The organism is Duganella sp. AC237, from assembly GCF_979254035.1.
This window is the reverse complement of the sequence record NZ_CEEDEW010000003.1, coordinates 2,081,312-2,101,680: the sequence shown is the minus strand read 5'-3', so window position 1 is coordinate 2,101,680 and position 20,369 is coordinate 2,081,312. Positions and strand designations below refer to the sequence as shown.

At 64.7% G+C, this 20,369-nt stretch carries 13 protein-coding genes; 5 read left to right on the top strand and 8 right to left on the bottom strand.

What is annotated here, in order from left to right:
• Window positions 1–7: 7 nt before the first annotated feature.
• The 6 genes from AC0IYS_RS09630 to tssF form a co-directional block, all read right to left on the bottom strand.
• Window positions 8–2,740, bottom strand: a complete 2,733-nt coding sequence (locus AC0IYS_RS09630; RefSeq protein WP_471704940.1) for a TonB-dependent receptor — start codon at window positions 2,738–2,740, stop codon at window positions 8–10.
• A gap of 258 nt (window positions 2,741–2,998) precedes the next feature.
• A complete protein-coding gene (locus AC0IYS_RS09625) occupies window positions 2,999–4,126 on the bottom strand; it encodes an acyltransferase family protein (protein ID WP_471704939.1) in 1,128 nt (375 codons plus the stop codon).
• A gap of 138 nt (window positions 4,127–4,264) precedes the next feature.
• Window positions 4,265–5,824: a helicase HerA-like C-terminal domain-containing protein gene (locus AC0IYS_RS09620; RefSeq protein ID WP_471704938.1), complete on the bottom strand. Its 1,560-nt coding sequence runs from the start codon at window positions 5,822–5,824 to the stop codon at window positions 4,265–4,267.
• Between the two features lie 62 nt (window positions 5,825–5,886).
• Entirely contained in the window at window positions 5,887–7,518 is a 1,632-nt protein-coding gene (locus AC0IYS_RS09615) for a diguanylate cyclase domain-containing protein (RefSeq protein ID WP_471704937.1), read from the bottom strand.
• Between the two features lie 236 nt (window positions 7,519–7,754).
• Window positions 7,755–8,741, bottom strand: a complete 987-nt coding sequence (gene tssG, locus AC0IYS_RS09610; RefSeq protein WP_471704936.1) for a type VI secretion system baseplate subunit TssG — start codon at window positions 8,739–8,741, stop codon at window positions 7,755–7,757.
• Window positions 8,705–10,666, bottom strand: coding sequence for a type VI secretion system baseplate subunit TssF (gene tssF, locus AC0IYS_RS09605; protein ID WP_471704935.1), 1,962 nt, complete (start codon window positions 10,664–10,666; stop codon window positions 8,705–8,707). The genes tssG and tssF overlap by 37 nt, the downstream gene beginning before the upstream one ends.
• Before the next feature lie 147 nt (window positions 10,667–10,813).
• On the opposite strand from tssF, the gene AC0IYS_RS09600 reads away from it, so the two are divergent.
• Window positions 10,814–11,521, top strand: coding sequence for a hypothetical protein (locus AC0IYS_RS09600; protein ID WP_471704934.1), 708 nt, complete (start codon window positions 10,814–10,816; stop codon window positions 11,519–11,521).
• Window positions 11,522–11,526: 5 nt separating this feature from the next.
• Window positions 11,527–11,988 (top strand): hypothetical protein, encoded by a 462-nt coding sequence (locus AC0IYS_RS09595; RefSeq protein WP_471704933.1) that lies wholly within the window; start codon window positions 11,527–11,529, stop codon window positions 11,986–11,988.
• Here the strand turns inward: AC0IYS_RS09595 and AC0IYS_RS09590 are convergent, their stop codons facing one another.
• Entirely contained in the window at window positions 11,989–13,941 is a 1,953-nt protein-coding gene (locus tag AC0IYS_RS09590; RefSeq protein WP_471704932.1) for a helicase-related protein, read from the bottom strand. It abuts the gene before it with no gap.
• A gap of 135 nt (window positions 13,942–14,076) precedes the next feature.
• On the opposite strand from AC0IYS_RS09590, the gene AC0IYS_RS09585 reads away from it, so the two are divergent.
• Complete coding sequence (locus tag AC0IYS_RS09585; RefSeq protein WP_471704931.1) at window positions 14,077–14,673, top strand: IMPACT family protein; 597 nt, start codon at window positions 14,077–14,079, stop codon at window positions 14,671–14,673.
• 77 nt (window positions 14,674–14,750) lie between these two features.
• Here AC0IYS_RS09585 and AC0IYS_RS09580 read toward each other — a convergent pair whose 3' ends face one another.
• On the bottom strand, window positions 14,751–15,911 hold the full coding sequence (locus tag AC0IYS_RS09580) for a DUF418 domain-containing protein (protein ID WP_471704930.1): 1,161 nt from the start codon (window positions 15,909–15,911) through the stop codon (window positions 14,751–14,753).
• A gap of 290 nt (window positions 15,912–16,201) precedes the next feature.
• Here AC0IYS_RS09580 and AC0IYS_RS09575 point away from each other — a divergent pair, with 290 nt between their 5' ends.
• Together AC0IYS_RS09575 and AC0IYS_RS09570 are read left to right on the top strand one after the other, a co-directional pair.
• On the top strand, window positions 16,202–17,866 hold the full coding sequence (locus AC0IYS_RS09575; RefSeq protein ID WP_471704929.1) for a methyl-accepting chemotaxis protein: 1,665 nt from the start codon (window positions 16,202–16,204) through the stop codon (window positions 17,864–17,866).
• A gap of 233 nt (window positions 17,867–18,099) precedes the next feature.
• Window positions 18,100–20,343 (top strand): phosphocholine-specific phospholipase C, encoded by a 2,244-nt coding sequence (locus AC0IYS_RS09570; protein ID WP_471704928.1) that lies wholly within the window; start codon window positions 18,100–18,102, stop codon window positions 20,341–20,343.
• Window positions 20,344–20,369 lie beyond the last annotated feature (26 nt).

Sequence of the window (20,369 nt, the reverse complement as noted above, 5' to 3'; positions counted from 1 at the left end):
GCGGACTTTAGAAGGCCATGCGCACGCCGACGTTCACACGGCGGCCGACATCTTCCAGGGTCAGGAACTGGCTCTCGTTGTTGGCGTACTCGCGCATTCTCGCGTTGTTCAAATTGATCGCGTCGAGGTAGAGCGCGATCTTCGGCGTGATGTTGTAGCGCAAGCTGGCATCGGTCTGTCCATACGCGGCGCGGTTGCGGGGCATGGTGCTGCCGCCGCCGCAATCGACCGAGAAGTGGTTGCGCCAGTTGTAGCTCACGCGCGCCGAGAACTGGGTGTTCTCGAAGAACAGCGAACCGTTGTACGACTGCGGCGACAGGCCTGGATAGCCGCACGCCGGCGCGCCGCCCGCGCGCTCGGCGCTGGCGTCCACGTAGGTGTAGTTGGCGGCCACGCCGAAGCCCTGCAGCCAAGGCATGATCGAGTCGTCGAAGGCGTACTGGCCGGCGATCTCGATCCCCTTGATCTTGCCTTTCTGGCCGTTGCGCACGCGGGAGTCATGCACCACTTCGTCGAACTGCGGTATCCGCATGTCCTGCAAGGTGGTCTCCAGGAAGTCGGACACCTTCTTCATGAACACCGCGGTGCTGACGTAGTTGGTCTTCGACAGATACCATTCATACGACACGTCGAAGTTCTTCGACTGCATCGGCTTCAGGTAAGGATTGCCGCCGCCGGTCTGCACGTCGCCGAAGCGGCCGCCGTACGAATTGTCCACGCTCATCTGGCTCAACGTCGGCCGGGTCTCGGTCTTGGAGGCGGCAAAGCGCAGCAGCATGTCCTTGGTCAGGTCGAACTTCACATTGGCCGACGGCAGGTAGCTGTTATAGCTGTTGTCGACGGTGATGATCTGGTACGGTCCCCACTGCGAAATGAAGGTCGTGTCGTTCGGGCTCTTGACCGCCGACAGCAGCACGCGGCTGGTGCCGGTGGAGCTCGAGTTTACGCGCACCATGCGCATGCCGGCGTTGGCCGACCAGCCGCTGCCCTCCCAGCGCGTGTCGAGGAACAGACTCTTGACCTTCTCCTCCACGGCCCACGACGACGGCTTGGTGTAGTCGATCGCCATCGGGCCGTTCGGATACTTGGTCTTGTCCGAATACAGCGCCGGATCGTTCGACTGCGGCAGCAGCGACGGCTGGTTCAGGTAATTGATGTAGGCGTGCGGGTCGAAGCGCAGATACGCCGACGGCACCTGGGCGCCGCCGCCGATGAAGTTTTCCAGCGGCGTCACCGTGAACAGGCTGGCCGGCAGGCCCACGTGGTAGCCGCTGAAGGCGTTCCACGAGTCGCTGCTGTAGGTCAGGCGGCCGACCTCGCGCTGCGAGTACGCGACGCCGGTGTCGGCGCCCTTGAAGAAGCCGATATCGTGGTCCCACGACAGATTCATGCGGCCTTCCTTCAACTTGTCGTGCAGGTTGACCTGGCCGTTGGAGACGGCGTGCGCGCGCACCGCCGTCGGGTCGGCGATGCCGTCGCCGAAGGTGATGCTGGGCGTGCCGTTAAAGCTGAGCACGTCGCCGTTTTTCGGCACCATGCCGGCCACCACCCACATGTCCGGCGTGGCCGACGTCGAGCGCGAGGTCGACACGTCGCCCTCCAGGCGCCATTCGTCGCCCAGCTTCCATTTCGAATTCAGGCCGAAGGCGCGGGTGATCGACAGGCGGTCGCCACCCTTGACGATCATGTCGTTGGAGGCCGCTTCGCCAAGCAGCTTGCCGGGGCCGGCGATGGCGGGGTTGTTGGCGAAGAAGTTGGAACCGGGACGCAGGAAGCTGGTCACCTGGTCGTTGTTGTCGTACTTCACCCCCAGCTGGACCGGGTTGTTCCAGTCGCTGACGGCGATCACATCGTTTTTCTGGTCCAGACGCGAGTACAGGGCGTCGGCGCTGAGCTTCCACGTCGGCGACGGATTGTATTGCACGGCCAGGTTACCGACCAGGCGCTTGCGGCTTTCCTCCTCCTGCTGGAAGCCGTAGCTCTGCGGCATATACAGCTTGCGGGTGGTAACGTCGGCCATCGTCAAGCCGCGCGAGTTGAGGTCGCCGTTGATCATCGACACGTCGCGGTAGTTCCAGGCGTCGGTGATGGCCTTGTTCTGCTTGGACGCGCGGTCGGTGTACGACACCGAGCCGGCCACGCCGAAGGTGCGCGCCTCGTTGGCGAACGAGTACATGCCGCTGGCGTTGGGCGTGTACTTTTTCGAATTGTCGTCGTAGGAGCTCGATGCGTTGAACACCGTCGAATGCCCCACCTTGCCCGACAGCGGACGCGCGGTCTGGATATCCACGGTCGAGCCGATGCCGCCCTCGGGCAGGAAGGCCTGCGAGGTCTTGTAGACCAGCACCTTGGAAATCAGGTCGGACGACAGCATGTCGAACGAGAACTCGCGCCCGCCGGTGTCGCTGGTCATCGTGCGGCCGTTGACCAGCACGTTGTTGAATTCCGGTCCCAGGCCGCGTACCGAGATGTAGCGGCCTTCGCCGCCATTGCGCTGGATTTGCACGCCGGTCACGCGTTGCAAGGATTCTGCGATATTGGTGTCGGGGAACTTGCCGGCGTCCTCGGCCGACACGGCGTCGACCACGCCGTCCTGCATGCGTTTGGTGTTGAGCGAGGAACTGAGGGAAGCGCGAATGCCGCTAACGACGACTGTCGCAGAAGGATCGATCACCGGCTGATCGGCCGTTTGCGCCGAGGCGCTGAGGGAAATCACCATTTCGGCGATGAGTGCGGCCAATACAGTCTTCCGCATACGGGTCTGAGGCGTTGTCATTGTTGTCTCCAGTGTTGTGGTTGCAGTCCTTTTTTGTATTGCCATGGCTGCATGACTTTTATATTACGCCCCCCTCAACAATGCCAATCTATCATTTATTTGCAAATTCATATTCCAAAATCATATAACTGGCAACGGTGGATTTTTGTCCTGAACAACAAAATGAAAAAAGCCAACCGTTGATCGATTGGCTTTTGTAACTGCGGCGGAAGTTGACGGCGCTTAGGCGGACGACGGGCGCGCGGCGCTCTGGCCCGCCGTGCGTTGTACCAGACGGGCCAGCGGCGCCTCTACGCAGCTGAAGAACACGGCCCCGGCGGCCAGGCTGGCGGCCCACGCCACGAGCATGCCGAACGCTTGCAATTCGGGCTCGGGCGGCACGAAACGGGTGAACATCGCGTTCACCAGCAGGCATACCGGAAAATGTATCAGAAACACGGAATACGATATCCGCGCCAAGCCATTGACGAGCGACCATCCCTGGCCGCTGGATGTTGTTTTCGCGCGACCAAACAGCACCAACACGCAGGCAACCGCCATCGCCAGCGCGATGCGGCTGCGAAAATCGAGGGCCTGGGCGGCGATTACCGGCAAAAATGCCATTCCCACGAGCAACGCGGCGGCGCCCGGCTTGCGGCGCGGATCGCTGGCCCACCAGGCCATCAGTCCCAGGCCGTAGCTGCCGAAGAAATAAGGCGCCCAGTTGTCCCAGTCGGCATCGAGGTTGAAGTACACCAGGGACAGCGTGACGGCCAGCGCGATCATGCTCGGCATCAACCACGCGGGGCGGCGCTCGGCGGCGAGGCGACCGCCAAACCACAGCATCAACGCCATCAGCGCGTACAGCTGGAAGTCGATGGCGACGTACCAGGCGCCCGCCGACAAGGATGGATAGCCCAGTACGCCGTGCAACAACAGCGCGTGCGCGGCTAGCTGGCTGAAGGTGGCAGGCTCGGAGATCGAATCGTGCGCCATCAACTTGCCTGCCAGCATGGACGCCGCGGCGGCCAGCAACGTGGCGACGATGAACGGCGGCGCCAGCTTGGCGTAGCGGCGCCAGATCGCGCCGATGGGGTCGGCCAGGCCGGCGTGGCCCGTGGGCGCGAGCGATTTGGCGGCCAAAAAGCCACCGATGACGAGGAAGGCCTGCACCGCGATGCGCGCGCTGTCACCCAGCCAACCGATCAGGGCCGGCAACATCGGTCGCACGTGATCGGCCATCGGACCATAGAAGGCGAGATGATGCAGCACGATCAGCTGCGCCGCGCCCGCCTTCAACAGATTGATCAAGCCGAATTGCGATGGCGGACGTTTCTCCGCCCCAATCGCTCCTTTTAACGCTAACGTCATGCCATTCCTTGCCATGCTAAAACCATTCAACAACATGTCGAGGAGCAATTAAATTGCTGTCAATGTTGTCAACCGGTCGCTATCATAGCTGAGGCTGGCATATAGGTGGCGCGCGCATTGCCGAGTTGGGTGAGGGAATTAACGTTTCTTCATGATCGAGCCGAGCACGCCGCGGATGATTTCCCGGCCGACCTGGGAGCCGATGCTGCGCACGGCCGACTTGACCATCGCCTGCACCGCCGTGTCGCGCTTGCCGCTTTGGCCGAACAAACCGCCCAGCACGTCGCCGAACATCGAGCCGCCGGCGGTCTCTGCCGGCTGCGGCGGTTGCCCCGGTGACTGTTGAGGTTGCTGCGCTCCCGGCGCCGTCCCGCGTCCGGCGGCCGCGTCGGGAGCCTCCCGCGCCGTGCGGGCGCCGGCCGCCACGCGGCCGTTCAACTTTTCATACGCCGATTCGCGGTCGATCGTCTTTTCATAGACGCCCGCCACGATGGAGCCGTCGATGGCGGCCTTGCGCTCGGCCGCGTCGAGCGGACCGAGCTGGCTGGCCGGCGGCAGGATGAAGACGCGTTCCACCATGCGCGGCGCGCCCTTTTCGTCGAGGAAGGACACCAGCGCCTCGCCCACGCCCAGTTCCGTGATCACCTGCGAGACATCCAGCGCCGGATTGGGACGGAACGTCTCGGCGGCCGCCTTGACCGCCTTCTGGTCGCGCGGCGTGTAGGCGCGCAGCGCGTGCTGGACGCGGTTGCCGAGCTGGCCCAGCACCGTGTCCGGAATGTCGATCGGATTTTGCGTCACGAAAAACACGCCCACGCCCTTGGAGCGGATCAATCGCACCACCTGCTCTATCTTTTGCAGCAGGGCCTTGGGCGCGTCGGTGAACAGCAGGTGCGCCTCGTCGAAGAAAAACACCAGCTTCGGCTTGTCGAGATCGCCCACCTCGGGCAGGTTCTCGAACAGCTCGGACAGCATCCACAATAGGAACACCGCGTACAGGCGCGGCGCGTTCATCAGCTTGTCCGCGCTGAGGATGTTGATCACGCCCTTGCCGCGCGCATCGGTCTGCAGCAGGTCGTCGATGTTGAGCATCGGTTCGCCGAAGAACCGGTCGCCGCCCTGCTCCTCGATGGCGATCAGGCCGCGCTGGATGGCGCCGATGCTGGCCGCGCTGATGTTGCCGTAACTGGTCTTGAAGTCGGCCGCGTTGTCGCCGACGTGTTGCAGCATGGCGCGCAGGTCCTTGCTATCGAGCAGCAGCAACCCGTTGTCGTCGGCAATACGGAACACCAGTTGCAGCACGCCCTCCTGCGTATCGTTCAGATTGAGCATGCGCGCCAGCAGCAGCGGGCCGAGGTCGGAAACGGTCGCGCGCACCGGGTGGCCCTTTTCGCCGAACACGTCCCAGAAGGTGACCGGGCAGCCGGCCCACTGCGGCGTCTCCAGCTTGAGCGCGGCAAGGCGCGCGCCCATCTTCTCGCTTGGCGCGCCGGCTTTGGCGATGCCGGACAGGTCGCCCTTGACGTCGGCCATGAAGACCGGCACGCCGATCTCCGACAGCGACTGCGCGATCTTCTGCAAGGTCACGGTCTTGCCGGTGCCGGTGGCGCCGGTGATGCAGCCATGGCGGTTGACCAGGTTGGACAGCATGTCCAGGGAGATGGTGTCGTTCTTCGCGATGGTAATCGGGGTAGGCATGGTCGTCCTGCTGCGGGATGATAGGAAAAACCATCATACCTCAACCGTTCCCGCTGGTGGCCTTAGCCCGTGCGGCGCAGCGCCAGCACGCGCGCGTCGTGGTGGACATTGATGGCGTAACCATTGCGCCCGGCGCTTTTGACGCCGTACAGCGCCTGGTCGGCCGCATGCATCAAGCCCTCCGGCGTGGCGCTCGGGTCGTTGCTGATGGCGATGCCGACGCTGGCGGTCACGCGCAGCCCCGGGCCGCCGACCTCGCCGAAATGGAAGGGCGCGACCATCGCCTCGACGATCTTGTCGCCGAGCGGCGCGCCCTCCGCGGCCGAGCCGAGCTGCTCGAACACGATGACGAACTCGTCGCCGGCCAGCCGCGCCACCGTGTCGCTGCGGCGCACCACGCCGTTCAGCCGGCGGGAGAACTCGATCAGCACGGCGTCGCCGACGCCATGGCCGTAGGTGTCGTTGATCTGCTTGAATTTATCGATATCCAGGAAGGCCAGGCCAACATAGCTGCCGGCGCGCCCGGCGCGCGCGATCGCCGCCGGCAGCAACTGGTCGAACATGCGCCGGTTGTTGGCGCCGGTGAGCGGGTCGGTGCTGGCCAGGCGCTGCATCGCGTCCTGCGCCTCCTGACGCTGGCGCGACAGCAAGTGCAGCGCGCGGCTCAGCGTGCCGAACTCGTCGCGCCGTTCGCTGGCGAACACGTCGATATCGGCGACGCCGGAATTGACCGACTCGACTTGTTTGTGCAAGTGCGCCAGCGGCTGCATCAAGGCCTTCGTCAAGACCCAGCCGAAGAACGCGGCCAGCGCGGTGATCATCGACGCCGCCGCCAGCGCACGCCCGCGCACCGCCGCCATCGGCGCAAAGGCGTTGCGGATCGGGTAGACGGCGGCGATGGTCCAATCGACCTTGCGCAGCAGCGTGTGCGCCACCAGCACCGGGGTGTCGTCGTCGAGGACGTCGTCGCGCCAGCCCTCGGGACGGTGCAGCACGGCCTGGCCGAGCGCGCCGTCCGGATCCAGCCGGGTCAGCACGCGGGCCTTGTCGGGATGATGGATGATGGTGCCGTCGGCGCCGACGATGAACAGATAACCCTGGCCGCGGTTCAGCGAGTCGAGATAGTCGGAGAAAGACGGGCGCAGCAGGTCGATCGCGCCGAGCAGCACCATGATGACGTTGCCCTGCTCGTCCTCGATCGGCTGGGTGACGGCTATCACCGGCTTGCCCGACAGCGCGCTGACGAACGGCGCCGAGACCACGCCCTCGCGCGCGGCCAGCGTATCCTTGAAATACTGCCGTCCGGCGACGTTGATGCGGCGCGTATTGCGGCTGTTCAGGCTGGCGATGAGATTGCCCTGCACGTCGAACGCGGTCACGTTGAAGAACTCGCCGCGCAGGCTCTCGCGCGACTCGAGCAAGCGCTGCACCTGCCCCGGCGCCGTGCCACGCTCGCGCATCTCTTCCATCAGCGAGAACAGCAACAGCTTTTTCGCCTTGAGATCGTTGTCGATGTGGCCGGCCGCGCTGGTCAGCAGCGACAGTTGCTGTCTGGCGACACCCTCGCGCATTTCGGTCTCAGCGATCAGCAGCGACACGCCGCCGGCGCCGAGCGCGGCGAGCATCACCATCGCCGTCACCAGCATGGCGATCTTGAAATTAAAACTCTGGATGATGCGGGCCACTGGTTTCATGTCGGTCTCTGCCGCACCATGCGCGGAGAGCGCGTGGCTACGAGTGTCCGGCACGGTCTGGGCCAGGGGAAGGACGTGGGCAGGAATCGGGCTCCGACGTCAATCGCACGAGTCTATCCCATTTTCATAAGTTCCACAAAGTAATTAAGTTGCATATCAACCACAATGCACGTGGCAACGGCCAGCGCCGAGGTTTCCAGCATTTAATTGAATTCGCACTGTCGCGTGTGCGCCCTTCATGTATGCAACAAATACATCAAATCCTCGCGATCCTGACCAGGCGGCTGGCTGTAGAGACAGGTATCCACGCCCAGCCGCGCGCCGTTGGCCTCGTCCAGGCTGAAGCCGCGCACATCCTGCGCGCGCTGGATCAGGTGCACTTCGTAGCACATGTCCACGCCACATTGCAGCGCCAGCATCGCCGCCAGTCGCAGCGCGCCGCTGTTTCCGGGCAGGAAGCGGTCGTACGCTTCACGGTCCAGCGGTCCGATCCGCAACCGCACGCGCGCGTCGCAACGATACAGCCGTTGACCCAGCAACACGCCGCCGCCGAGATCGACATTCGCCATGCCCAGCCGGGCCTGGTCGCCTGCCGGCAAGTCCTGCCACTCGCCCACCAGTTGCTCCACGGCGAACGGCACGTCGAAGTACTCCGCATACATGCCGGCCATCAGCGGCGCGGAGACCGCCCTGCTGCGGATCTGCATGGCATAGAACGCCACCGTTTCGCGCTCGATGGTGTCGCCGGCGGCGGCGCAAGGCGCGCCCGACAGCGAAGTCAGCATGCGCAGGAAGGCGTCGTCGCCGTCGGGCGTGGTCATGCACTCCGGCCGATGCCGGGCCCACGCCTCGTAGAACATGTCCAGCGCGCGATGCGAGAACATGTCGAGAAACGCCCTCGGTCCGCCGTCGCTGTTGCCTTTCTCGTGGCGGTTGATGCGCTCCGAATAGTGCAGCGGCAAGCTGCCCTGGCTACCCAGCAAGCCCATGAACGCGGGCGTTATACGGATGCCCTTGTCGTCGCTGCTGACGTTGTCGATCTGGCTGGGCGGAAAGCCCAAGGACAGCCGGTTGCGGAAGCGCACGTCGCTCAAACCGGCGCCGCCTTCCTGTTGCCGCGCCAGCGCGATCAACCGCACCGCCTGGAAGAATTCGAAGCGGTGGGGTTCGGCCAGCAGCTCGCCGATCAGGCCAGGCTCAACGCGCCGTTGCGGGGCAGGCATCGCAGCAACTCCTTTCCATTGACGCTGGAGACTATCACCAGCTGGGTGTAACTGTTCAGATGAACGTGCAGGCCAAACAGATAATCGAGCAGCTGCGCGAACATATGCAGCCCGGTGCCGGCGTACGCCTCCTCGTCCAGGGTGACGGTCACCTCGGTGCCGCGCAGGGTCGCGCTGCCTTGCGCTTGCCGCACCAGCCTGGTCGCGGGCCGGTGCGACAGGCCGGCGATGCCGTCGATCTGCCGCTGGGAGACGGCGTTGTCCCGCCGCGCGTACAGCCGCAGCATCTGCGTCAGCGCCGGCAAGCCTTCGTGCGTCAGCGTGCGGTGGTTGAGCGCCAGATAGCTGATCAATCCCCACTGGCCATTGCCGTTCGCGCTCAGCCGGTACGAGGTGGTCGGGCGGCGCAGCACGCGGACCGGCAAGCCGCCGGCGGCCGCCTCCATGGCCAGGTCGCCCCGTGGCCGTCCGTATTCCATGTGGTGCGGCAGGTCGCGGTTGGTGCAGGTGACGCGCACCGACGCCGTGGCCGGCTGGTTGCGCAACGGCGAAAAGTCATGGTCGATCAAGGTCAGCGAAAAGTCGTGGCCGGCGCCGCTGGCGGCCAGCGCCTCATCGCGGCCGGCCAGCCAGTAGCGGCCCTTGCGGCTGGGCGCGCCGCCATGGCGCAGCGAGTAGTAGGGAAAGAACTCGGTCACGCTGTCCCCTTGTGGCGCCGTCCGCACCAAGTGCACCGAGTCGACGCTGTAGATCTCGCTGCCGCTGCCGGGCAGTTGGTCGGGCATCAAGGGATAGCTGCTGAGCGCATGGGTGACGCGGACCGGCGTGGCCGGCTGCGCGTACAGGTTGACGATCGGCGTGCAGCCGAGCACCAGGTTGTCCGCCAGCAGCGCGCGCAGGATGCGCGCGGCGGGCATGTCGGGCCGGCAGCCGGTTAGCGCCAGCCGCAAGGTCAGCCGGGCGCAGCCGGCGGGAACATCGGCCAGTACCGCGTCCAGGTCGATGTCGAAGAAGTCGAATTTTTCGGGAAAGGCGAAGTACTCGGCAAGCAGGCGGTAGCCGGCGTGCTCGGAGGCGGCGGCGGGCAACAGCGCTTCGGCGTCGGCAAAGCCGACCGGCGCGACGGGCGATCCGGACAGCACGTGCCATTGCCCGTCCGCCTCCACGCAAGCGCCCGCGGCGCGCATGAACAGGGTGTCGCGCAAGACCGCGCGCAGCGACGCTTCGCCGTCGATGAACACCCTCAGCGTCGACAGTCCATGCAACGCCGGGCGCAGCGCGGCGCCGACGCCTTCCAGCGCAATGCAAATCGCCGCGCCGGCGTCCGCCGGTAGCGGCAAGCCCGGCGGCACCTCGATGTGCGGCTCGAACCACGCGGCACTGATCGCCACCGGCGCCACCGCGACGTCGTAGACCGTGCGGAAGCGGCACGCCACCTTCGCCTGGCCCAACGCCGTCATCGCCGTGCCGCGCGGCACGGTAGTCCTCAGCAGACCGACGCCGGCGGGCTCGCCGGCCCTGGCGCCGCCGTGGTCGATGCGCGCGACCGAGCACGACGGCATCGGCCTCAGGTAATGCGGGTACAGCATGCCGAGCAGCGCTTCGGTGAAGCCGGCATAGCCGTCGTCGAGCAGCTTGCCGACGCGCGCGTTGAGCACGGCGCCGCCCTGGATCAGCCGGTCGACGTGCGGATCGGCGCCGCCCTCGCCGCCCGCCCCCAGGCTGCCGGCCAGCTTGGGATAGCGTCCGGCAAACTCGGCGCCGGCCTGCCGCAGCAGGCCCAGTTCACGTTCGACATACGGCAGCAATTTTTCCATCGTGGCATCCGTGACAACCCGTGCGCCCCCAGCCGTGATGGCGATGGTCGAACCGCACAGGCTGTCGATCATCGCATTGCTGCGGATGAACTTATTGACATGCAGCAATAACGAGGCGCCATGTCGCTAGTCGCGCAACACTTAGCGCAGTCGCTTGCGCGGCCACAATTCGCCCGCCCCGGATAGCTCTACTCTGTGAATTCCTCTTTATTTTTCACCATATTTTTTCACCATAACTAGACAGGGATGAGCGACATGGCGACAGCGACGAAAGATGAGAACCAGGAACTCTTTGAGCAGACAATCCGTTCGCTCGAGGCGCAGCTTGCCAACGCCGGCGCCCATTTGACCATCGACGCCTCCGCCCGCATCGCCTACGCGCGCGAAATCAAGCTCATGGCGGACCGGCTGCGCACCGAGGCCTTCACCGGCAGGATCACCTGGGCCCAGGCGGCCGCGCAAGCCCAGCTAACCCGCAATACCGTCATGACCATCATCCGTTCGCGCAGCACCTCGGTGGGCCGCGCGGTGGCGCAGCGCATCAAGGCGCGCGGCTACACGCTCAACGAACTGGTGGCCCGCCAGACCACCCGCATGTACGGCCCCGGCGCGATCTTCTCCCGCCTGACCGCCTCGCAGCGCAACATCGTCTACGCCTCCATCGTCAGTTCCGCCGGCAAGTCCAATCCGGCCGTCACGCAAACGATGTCACGGCTCTCGTACGTGGGGCGCGGCGTGATCTTCGTGTCGCTGGGATTGTCGATCTACAACGTGACGACCTCCACCAACAAAGTGGGGGCGGCCGGCAAGGAAATCGCCATCAACGGCGCCGGCATCGCCGGTGGCATGGCCGGCGGCGCGCTGGCCGGCCTGGCATGCGGCCCCGGCGCGCCGGTTTGCGTTACAGTGGGCGCTTTCGTCGGGGGCGCGCTGGCGGCCTTCGGCGTCAGCTCGATCTGGTGACCATCATGAAACTGTTTTCGACAGACGACCTCTCGATCCGCCCCCGGCAGACCGCCGACGACCTGCCGCGCAGCGAACTCATACTCTATGGCGAAACCACGGGGAAAATCGTCGAGGGCGCGGTGCTGGAAGCAGCCGTGTGCTGGAAAGGCCACTTCCTGATCTTCCTGACCGACGACATCATCCACGAAGACACGTTGCGCATCTATCTGCTCGACCCCCAGCTCGACATCGTCGACGCCGCGCGGCTGGGCGCGATGTACTCGACCGGCGCCTTCACTGCCTTGGAATTGGTCGAGCCCAACCTCATCCACTTCGACTTCTTCGGCGCCACCACCTGGACCCTGGAGCTGCTCGACGAACAATCCTTCGCCTTGCCGATGGTGTCCGACCCCAAAGGCGTGACCCGGCCGTTTAAACTGTCCTGCCGCTTCAAGCTGCACGGCGACCCGCAACCGGGTGATTGATCAGCGGCGGAATTTCTTCGGCTGACGCTTGCGGGCGGCCGAGTTCTGATCCTGCAAGATCGCATCGACGCGTTCCGACGCTTCGCGCGACAGCTTTTGCGCCAATTCCGTGTCCGGGAAGTACTCCGGCTGGCGATAGGCCAGCCAGGCGTAGGCCGAATACAGCCGGCAAGCGTCCTCCACCTCCTGCAAATTCATAAAGTGCAGCGGATTCTGCTCCGGCATGAGGCGCGTGATTTTCTTGTGCGCCAGCGCGGTGGCCCAGCCTTCCCACGCGTGCTGCAAGGTATGCACCTTGGACGAGATCGGCACCAGCGACAGCGCGAACTTCTCCGCCACCGTCAACTGCAAGGTATCGAGCCAGGCGGCCCGCTCGAACTGGTCCTCGGTGATGCGCGGATAAAAGAACCCGTCCGGCACATCGATGTTGTGCACGAAGCGCTTGAGCAGCTTGGCCAGCCCGTGTTCGTTGGTCACCGATGAAATCCGGTGCAAATGTTCCAACGTTGGCGCCACGGCAAAGCCGGTGGTTTTCAGCGGCACCGGCTTCTCCTGCAGCAGCGAGCGCATCACATTGTGCGTCTCGTTGTCGTAGCCGGCCACCAGGCCCTCCTCGTGCACGCCGAAGCGCCCGGCCCGGCCGGCGATCTGCCGCGCCAGCGCGGCGGGGATCTCTTCCTCTTCATATCCATTGTATTTAACCGACGTAGTCATCACGATGCGCGCAATTGGCATATTCAAGCCCATGGCGATGGCATCCGTTCCCACCACCACGTCGGCCGCGCCTTCGCGGAAGCGCTGGGCCTGCGCGCGCCGCACTTCCGGCGACAAATTGCCATAGACGGTGGCCACCGACAGGCCGACCTCGGTCACCATGTCGCGCCACATCAGCACTTCCCGGCGCGAGAAGCAGATGACAGCGTCGCCGCGCCGCAGGTTGGTCAGCTTGCGCACGGCGGACGGCTCCATCGACAGCGGCCCCTTGCGCTTCAACACATGCACTTCCAGCTCGCATTCCAGCCGCGCGGCCAGCACTTCGATGGCGCGCCGCGCTTCCGGCGCCCCTACCAGGTAGACGGTGTGGGCCGGGGCGCCGCAGACGGCGGCGGTCCAGGCCGAGCCGCGATCGCGGTCGGCCAGCATCTGGATCTCGTCGATCACCGCCACATCGACCGGCGTGCGCGTATCGAGCATCTCGACCGTGCTGGCGACGTGGGTGGCGCCGGCCACCAGGCGCCGCTCCTCGCCGGTGACCAGACTGACGGCCAGCGGCCTGCCATGCTGCTCCATGCCCTGCAGCCGTTCGTAGTTTTCCAGCGCCAGCAGCCGCAACGGCGCCAGATAGACGCCGCTGGGCGCCTTGGCCAGCGCCTCGATGGCCTGGTGGGTCTTGCCGGAATTGGTGGGGCCCAGCAGCGCGATAAACTTGCGCTTGATGCGGCGGGCGACGTCGAACGACGCCGGATATTCGGCCAGGTTGATGCTTTGCCGGGTGCGCTCGGCGTGCTGCTCCTCCATCTCGCGCTCGACGGCGTGCTCCAGCCGCTGGCGGATGCGGTCGAACACGGTGCCGGCCGGCTCGGAGATTTGCATGTCGGCCAGCGCTTGCAGGAAAGGCTGCGGGTCCAGGTCGCAATCGTCGCAGGCATCGGCCATTTCGCGGACGAAGTCGCCGACGTAACCGTGCAGTTCGGCGACGACGGCGTCGCTGGCGCGCTCGCGCAGCAACGCCGAGCGCGCGTCGCCATCCATCTTGCGCCACTTCGACGGCTTGGCCAGCACGCCCTGCGCCGGCACCAGGTCGTAGGGGTAATGTGTGCCGTTATACTCGACAATGCCGGTCAGGCGCAGAAACACACGCCCTACCATCCGGGACAACATAAACCCCTTGGCCGTCAGGCCGAGTTGGCGCATCAGTTCGTCGTCGTTTTCTTGATCTGCAATGTCTGTCATGGTGCTGGTCCGTCCAGGTTTGAGCGATACCGCGAGATTATATCGCGCCGCTCCGGCGCCCGTTTTTTGTATTTCCCAATGATATCTGGCACCATACGCGGTTCCGACCGCCCCGCCAGCCCTGAAACCACCGCAATGCCTCAAACCATTACCGCCCCCGTCCAGCATGAATTGCTGATTAAAAAGAGCCGTTTTATTGCCTGCGTGCAGCCAATGACGGACCGGGCGGCCGCGCAAAAAGTGGTGGCGGAATTATGGGCGCAACATCCCCAAGCGGCCCACGTATGCTGGGCATTATTAGCGGGCGGACAATCGGCGGCGGTCGATGATGGTGAACCCAGCGGAACGGCCGGACGGCCGATGCTGGATGTTTTAAGGCATCAGGATCTGGAGGGCGTATTGGCCACTGTCGTGCGTTATTTCGGCGGGATTAAATTGGGCGCGGGCGGTTTGGTGCGGGCTTATACCGACAGCGTAGCGCAGGCTTTATTAAGCGCCGAGAAAATCGCCATTATCAAGCTGCGCCATTTAATCTGCACCGTACCGTACGCGATGGAAGGAATGATACGGCGCGAAATCGAAACGGCCGGCGCCAGCCTGGATAATGTATTCCACGCGGACGACGTCCGGTTCGAATTCAGCCTGGCGGACATTGCCGCCACGCCGTTTATCATCCGCCTTAATGAGGCGGGTCACGGACGCATCCTCTGGACCGATCCCGACGACGAGTAGCCCGAAGAATAAGGAAACCCTCCTGCCACCCGCCGCAAGCTCTATTTTGGTCTATTCGCGCCAATAACTGGCACGCCCTACCTGGGAGAACCCACCCAGGTGGCGCGGTGCCACAGGGTTTCAAGCGGCCCTTGCTTATGGCTCTTCAGCCACCACACGCTGAACTGCCGCTGCAGCAGGGCCAGCACGATACCTATCGCCAGCGCATAACTGGCGCCGGTATGCTGATACATGCCCAAGCCGAAGCCATAATAAATCGACGTGCCGACCAGCGATTGCACGACATAGCTGGTCAAACTCATTCTTCCCAACGGCGAGAAAAATGCCAGCCAGCGCCAGAAATAAAATAGCAGCGTAAAGGCGGATACCAGCACCACCATAAACGCGAGATTCGACCACGACGTCACAATGACCAACAGCGGCCGTTGCATCGCCTGGCCGACATTCCACGATTCCGGATAAGACTTCAGCAAATAGAATGGAATAAACGCCAGCACGGCGATGCACAACGTCCGCGACCAAAAACGCTGGTTTTCCGGGGTGCTTTTAAATACACCTTTTCTGCCCGCGAGCATACCCAGCATAAACAACGCGGGAATCTGGAACACGCGGCCGTTTTCCCAACTCCAGCGAATAACCCCAACTTTACCGTTGGTCAGGTTTCCCCACCATACCGTCGCCGCCGAGCCATGCGCCATATATTCATTTGCCCTGCCAAAATAAGCCCACGACGCCGGGTCGACAAGTTTCTCGTCAGGATTTGGTAATGCCTGGAAAAACTCAAGCCATGCATAAGGTTGCAGCAGCAATAGCACGGCGATCGCCAGCACCGTGCCGCTCCGCAATCGCGCGACGGGGATCAACGCCAGACCCAGCACCGCATAAATGCTCAGAATATCGCCGTGGTAAAACATTGAATTGACCAGACCGAACGCCAGCAGCAACGCCAGGCGCCACGCGAAGCGGGGGCGGAAGTCCTCGCCGCGCTGCTCGCGGCTATGCCACTGGATGTAAAAGGTCATTCCGAACAGCAGCGCGAAGATGGCGTAGGACTTGCCGCCGAACAGGAAAAACATGCTGTCCCAGATCATTTTGTCGACCAGCTTCAGCCAATCGGGTATGCCCGCCGGCGAGAAGTAGAGGTCGAAATGCTCGATATTGTGGAGCAGCATGATCGAGACGATGGCGAAGCCGCGCAACGCATCGATCACATCCAGACGAGAAGAAGTGGTGTTCATCGGTTCCATTTACCTTGGCAAAATGAGCAGAATGCAAAGTTTATATAGAAACGATCCCATCGCCTACAACCGCACAGCCCGGCAGGTTGATCAGCGATGAGTAGTACATTGCGAAACAAGTTGCCATGTGGAAAATTGTCGCGTATATTTCTGGTCATCCCACGCTGCACCGATCGCCCAACCCTCCCGCGATCTCCCCCTTTTCTCCGGCCCCATTCCCGCCACCGTCTCCGCACCTGTCATTCCGGTGCGGCGCGCGAGTTCGACCTCTCGACCATTGGACAAGTGAAATGAAAAACGCGAACATCAAGGTAAGCACACGGCTGCGCATAGGCTTCGGTGTGATCCTGGCAATGCTGGCCGTCATGATCGGCCTGAGCATCCATCACCTCGGCACGCTCAACGCTGGCACCAACGCCATCGTCACCGAAAACTATCCGAAGGTGCTGGCAGCCCAGAACCTGATGAATATCAATAACAAGATCGCCCGCTCGCTGCGCAACGGCCTGCTGATCCGCGATAACGCCAAGGCCGAGACGGAACTGCTGATCGTCACCGACAAGCTCAAGGAAATGGTCGTCGCCAGCGAAAAACTCGACGTTATGGTCAAGTCCGGCACCGGCCAAGGCCTGTTCGACGCGCTGAAGGCCGCCTATCCGCCGTACGCCGCCTCGATCGGCGAAGTGATGCGCTTGCGCCGCGACGGCGGCGTCGACCAGGCCGTCGAATTCATGCTGACCAACACGCGTGAACTGCAGATGACCTATATGAAACGCCTGGACGCGATGATCGCGCACCAGAGCGATGCGATGGAAAAAGCCCGCGCCGACGCCGAGGAAACCTATCAAAATTCCCGCAACATGATGCTGGTGCTGGGGCTGGCGGCGATGGGACTGGGCATGGGCGGCGCGTGGCTCATCTCGCGACAGTTGCTGAGCCAGCTCGGCGGCGAACCGGCCTATGTCGCCGGCATCGCCGCCAGCATCGCCGACGGCGACCTGGCGGTGGCGATCGCGCTGCCGCGCGGCGACGCGCACAGCCTGCTGTTCGCGATCCAGTCGATGCGCGACAGCTTGTCCGGCATCGTGCGCCAGGTGCGTGGCGGCGCCGAGTCCATCGTCACGGCGGCCACCGAAATCGCCAGCGGCAACCAGGACCTGTCGTCGCGCACCGAGCAGCAGGCCGGCTCGCTGGAAGAGACCGCCTCGTCGATGGAGGAACTGACCGCCACCGTCAAACAAAATTCGGAAAACGCCCGCCAGGCCAACACCATGGCGCGCTCGGCGTCGGCCATCGCGGTCGAGGGCGGCGCCGTGGTGTCGAACGTGATCGGCACCATGGCCGAGATCAACGGCTCGGCCAGGAAAATCGTCGACATCATCAGCGTCATCGACGGCATCGCCTTCCAGACCAACATCCTGGCCTTGAACGCGGCGGTCGAGGCGGCGCGCGCCGGCGAACAGGGGCGCGGCTTTGCCGTGGTCGCCTCCGAGGTGCGCACGCTGGCGCAGCGCTCGGCGGCCGCCGCCAAGGAAATCAAAACGCTGATCGACGACTCGGTCGCCAAGGTCGACGCCGGCACGGAACTGGTCGGGCAGGCCGGCGCGACGATGGAGCGCATCGTCGGCGCCGTCAAATCGGTGACCGACATCATGGGCGAGATCAGCATGGCCAGCCAGGAGCAGGAAGCCGGCATCGCGCAAATCAACCACGCGATCGCCGAAATGGACACCGTCACGCAGCAAAACGCCGCGCTGGTCGAGGAAGCGGCGGCCGCCGCCGAAGCACAGCAAGACCAGGCGCAGCAGCTCTCGCAGCTGGTGGGCGTCTTCAAGCTGGCGCCATTACAGACGGCCGCGCCCGCCACCGGTCGCGCCAACGTTCCTGCCCGCCGCCACGCAGCGCCACGCCTGCGTGACAACAACGAGCACCTCGCGCGGATCGGCGCCGCGTGATCGACCAGGCGGCGCCGCCCGGCGCCGCCGCCCCGGCGTGCCCACCTGCACGCCGGACTGCCGTGAAGCCGCAGCGATTGTGTCTGGAATTCCGGGATCCCCTTGCCGTCTGTCATTGAGCCGTAACAGTTGCGACCTAAAGTAGCGGGGCCGCACAGCAAAACGGTAACACGAAGACAACAAAGCAACGCGCCTCCCCGGCGCGTGTCCCCCAACGTCCGCACACCAAGCCTATGACCTCACGACGCAGCTTCCTCCTCAACAGCGCCCGCGCGGGTATCGCTGCCGGCGCCTACGCAGCCTTTCCGCCGTCGATACAGCGCGCGCTCGCCATCCCGGCCAACAATGCGACCGGCACCATCCGGGACGTCGAGCATGTGGTGATCCTGATGCAGGAGAACCGCGCCTTCGACCATTATTTCGGCACGCTCGCCGGCGTACGCGGCTTCGGCGACCGTTTCCCGATCCCCTTGCCCGAGGGCCGCAACGTCTGGCAACAGCGCGCGGCAAACGGCACCGTCATGTCGCCCTTCCATCTGGACGGCAGCACCGGCAACGCGCAGCGCGCCAGCGGCACGCCGCACGACTGGCTCGACAGCCAGCTGGCGTGGGACCACGGCCGCATGGACCAGTGGCCGCGCTACAAAAACCCGATTTCGATGGGCTTTTTCAAGGAAGCCGAGATTCCGTTCCAGTTCGCGCTGGCCAATGCGTTCACCTTGTGCGACGCCTACCACTGCGCGATGCACACGGGGACCGATGCCAACCGCTCGTTCTTCCTGACCGGCACCAATGGCGCGGTGCCCACCGGCACCGCCTTCGTCAGCAACGAATGGGACGCGATCGACGGCCTGCCTGGCGGCGTCAACACCGGCTACACCTGGACCACCTACGCCGAGCGCCTCGAAACCGCCGGCGTGCGCTGGATGAGCTACCAGAACATGCCGGACGAATGGGGCGACAATATGCTGGGCGCGTTCCGGCAATTCCGGCGCGCCAACATCGCGTCCGGCTACCCCGTCTCCAGCGGCGGCGCGCCCGGCCGCCCCTACACCGACACCGGCCAGGCACTGCCTTACCGCGCCTACGATGCCGCCACCGACAACGCCGGCAACCCGCTGTACAAGGGCGTCGCCAACACCCTGCCCGGCACCCAGCCCGAGCAGTACCTGGACGCGTTCAAGCGCGACATACGCGAAGGCAAGCTGCCGCAGGTATCGTGGGTCAACGCGCCGTCGATTTATTGCGAGCATCCCGGCCCGTCGAGCCCGGTGCAAGGCGCGTGGTTCGTCCAGGAGGTGCTGGACGCCCTGACGGCCAACCCCGAGGTCTGGAGCAAGACCGTGCTGATCGTCACCTACGACGAGAACGACGGCTATTTCGACCATGCGCCCTCGCCGTCCGCGCCGTCGCCCGACGGCCAGGGCGGGTACGCCGGCAAGACCACGCTGCCCCAGGCGCAGTTGTCGCCCGAATACCATAACTATCCGAAACCGGCCGGCAGCGCGGGCCAGCCCGCCCCGGACGGCCGCGTCTACGGCCCCGGTCCGAGGGTGCCGCTGTTCGTGATTTCGCCGTGGAGCCGTGGCGGCTGGGTCAACTCCCAGGTGTTCGACCACACCTCGGTGCTGCGTTTCCTGGAAGCGCGTTTCGGCGTGCAGGAGCCGAACATCAGCGCCTACCGCCGCGCCGTCTGCGGCGATTTGACGAGCGCCTTCAACTTTGCCACGCCCAATTCCGAGGCGCTGCCGCAGCTGTCGGGTAAAAAGAACAAAAGCCAGGCCGACGCCCTGCGCGCCGCGCAACAGCGGCTGTCGCAGATCCGGCCCCCGGCCTCGCCGAGCATGCCGGCGCAGGCCGCCGGCACCCGGCCGTCGCGCGCGCTGCCCTACGAGCTGGCCACTACCTGCGAGGTGCAGCCCGGCGCCACGATGAACGCCGTGCGGGTCGCCCTGGGCTTCGTCAATACCGGCCGCCAGGCTGCGGTCTTCCATGTGTACGACCGCAAGAACCTGGCTGCGGTGCCGCGCCGCTACGCCGTCGAGCCGGGCAAATCGCTGTCGGATACCTGGACGCCGGCGGTCGGCGGCGCCTATGACCTGTGGGTGCTGGGGCCGAACGGCTACCACCGCCACTTCACCGGCAGCGCGCTGCGCGCCGTCGCGGCCGGCCAGCCGCGCCCGGACGTGCAGGTGCGCTGCGACGCCACCACGGCGGAGCTGGTGGTCCGCCTTGTCAATGCGGGCGCCGCCGCCTGCACGTTCAACCTGAACGCGAACGCCTATGCGTCGCTGAGGCAGCTCCACACGGTTGCGCCGCGCGGCGAACTCGTGCTGCGCATTCCGGTGGCGGGCAACGGCTGCTGGTATGACTTCAGCGCCACGGTGTCGGGCCAGCCCGACTACCTGCGACGCTTCGCCGGCCGCGTCGAAACCGGCCGGCACACGGTCAGCGATCCGGCCCTGGGCCAGGCTTAAGCAGTCGGCGCGGCCGGCCGCGCTGT

Coding starts and splice junctions, on each gene's coding strand:
- AC0IYS_RS09625 (WP_471704939.1), bottom strand. CDS start 4,126: ATGACGTTAGCGTTAAAAGGAGCGATTGGGGCGGAGAAACGTCCGCCA.
- AC0IYS_RS09620 (WP_471704938.1), bottom strand. CDS start 5,824: ATGCCTACCCCGATTACCATCGCGAAGAACGACACCATCTCCCTGGAC.
- AC0IYS_RS09615 (WP_471704937.1), bottom strand. CDS start 7,518: ATGAAACCAGTGGCCCGCATCATCCAGAGTTTTAATTTCAAGATCGCC.
- tssG (WP_471704936.1), bottom strand. CDS start 8,741: ATGCCTGCCCCGCAACGGCGCGTTGAGCCTGGCCTGATCGGCGAGCTG.
- AC0IYS_RS09600 (WP_471704934.1), top strand. CDS start 10,814: ATGGCGACAGCGACGAAAGATGAGAACCAGGAACTCTTTGAGCAGACA.
- AC0IYS_RS09595 (WP_471704933.1), top strand. CDS start 11,527: ATGAAACTGTTTTCGACAGACGACCTCTCGATCCGCCCCCGGCAGACC.
- AC0IYS_RS09590 (WP_471704932.1), bottom strand. CDS start 13,941: ATGACAGACATTGCAGATCAAGAAAACGACGACGAACTGATGCGCCAA.
- AC0IYS_RS09585 (WP_471704931.1), top strand. CDS start 14,077: ATGCCTCAAACCATTACCGCCCCCGTCCAGCATGAATTGCTGATTAAA.
- AC0IYS_RS09580 (WP_471704930.1), bottom strand. CDS start 15,911: ATGAACACCACTTCTTCTCGTCTGGATGTGATCGATGCGTTGCGCGGC.
- AC0IYS_RS09575 (WP_471704929.1), top strand. CDS start 16,202: ATGAAAAACGCGAACATCAAGGTAAGCACACGGCTGCGCATAGGCTTC.
- AC0IYS_RS09570 (WP_471704928.1), top strand. CDS start 18,100: ATGACCTCACGACGCAGCTTCCTCCTCAACAGCGCCCGCGCGGGTATC.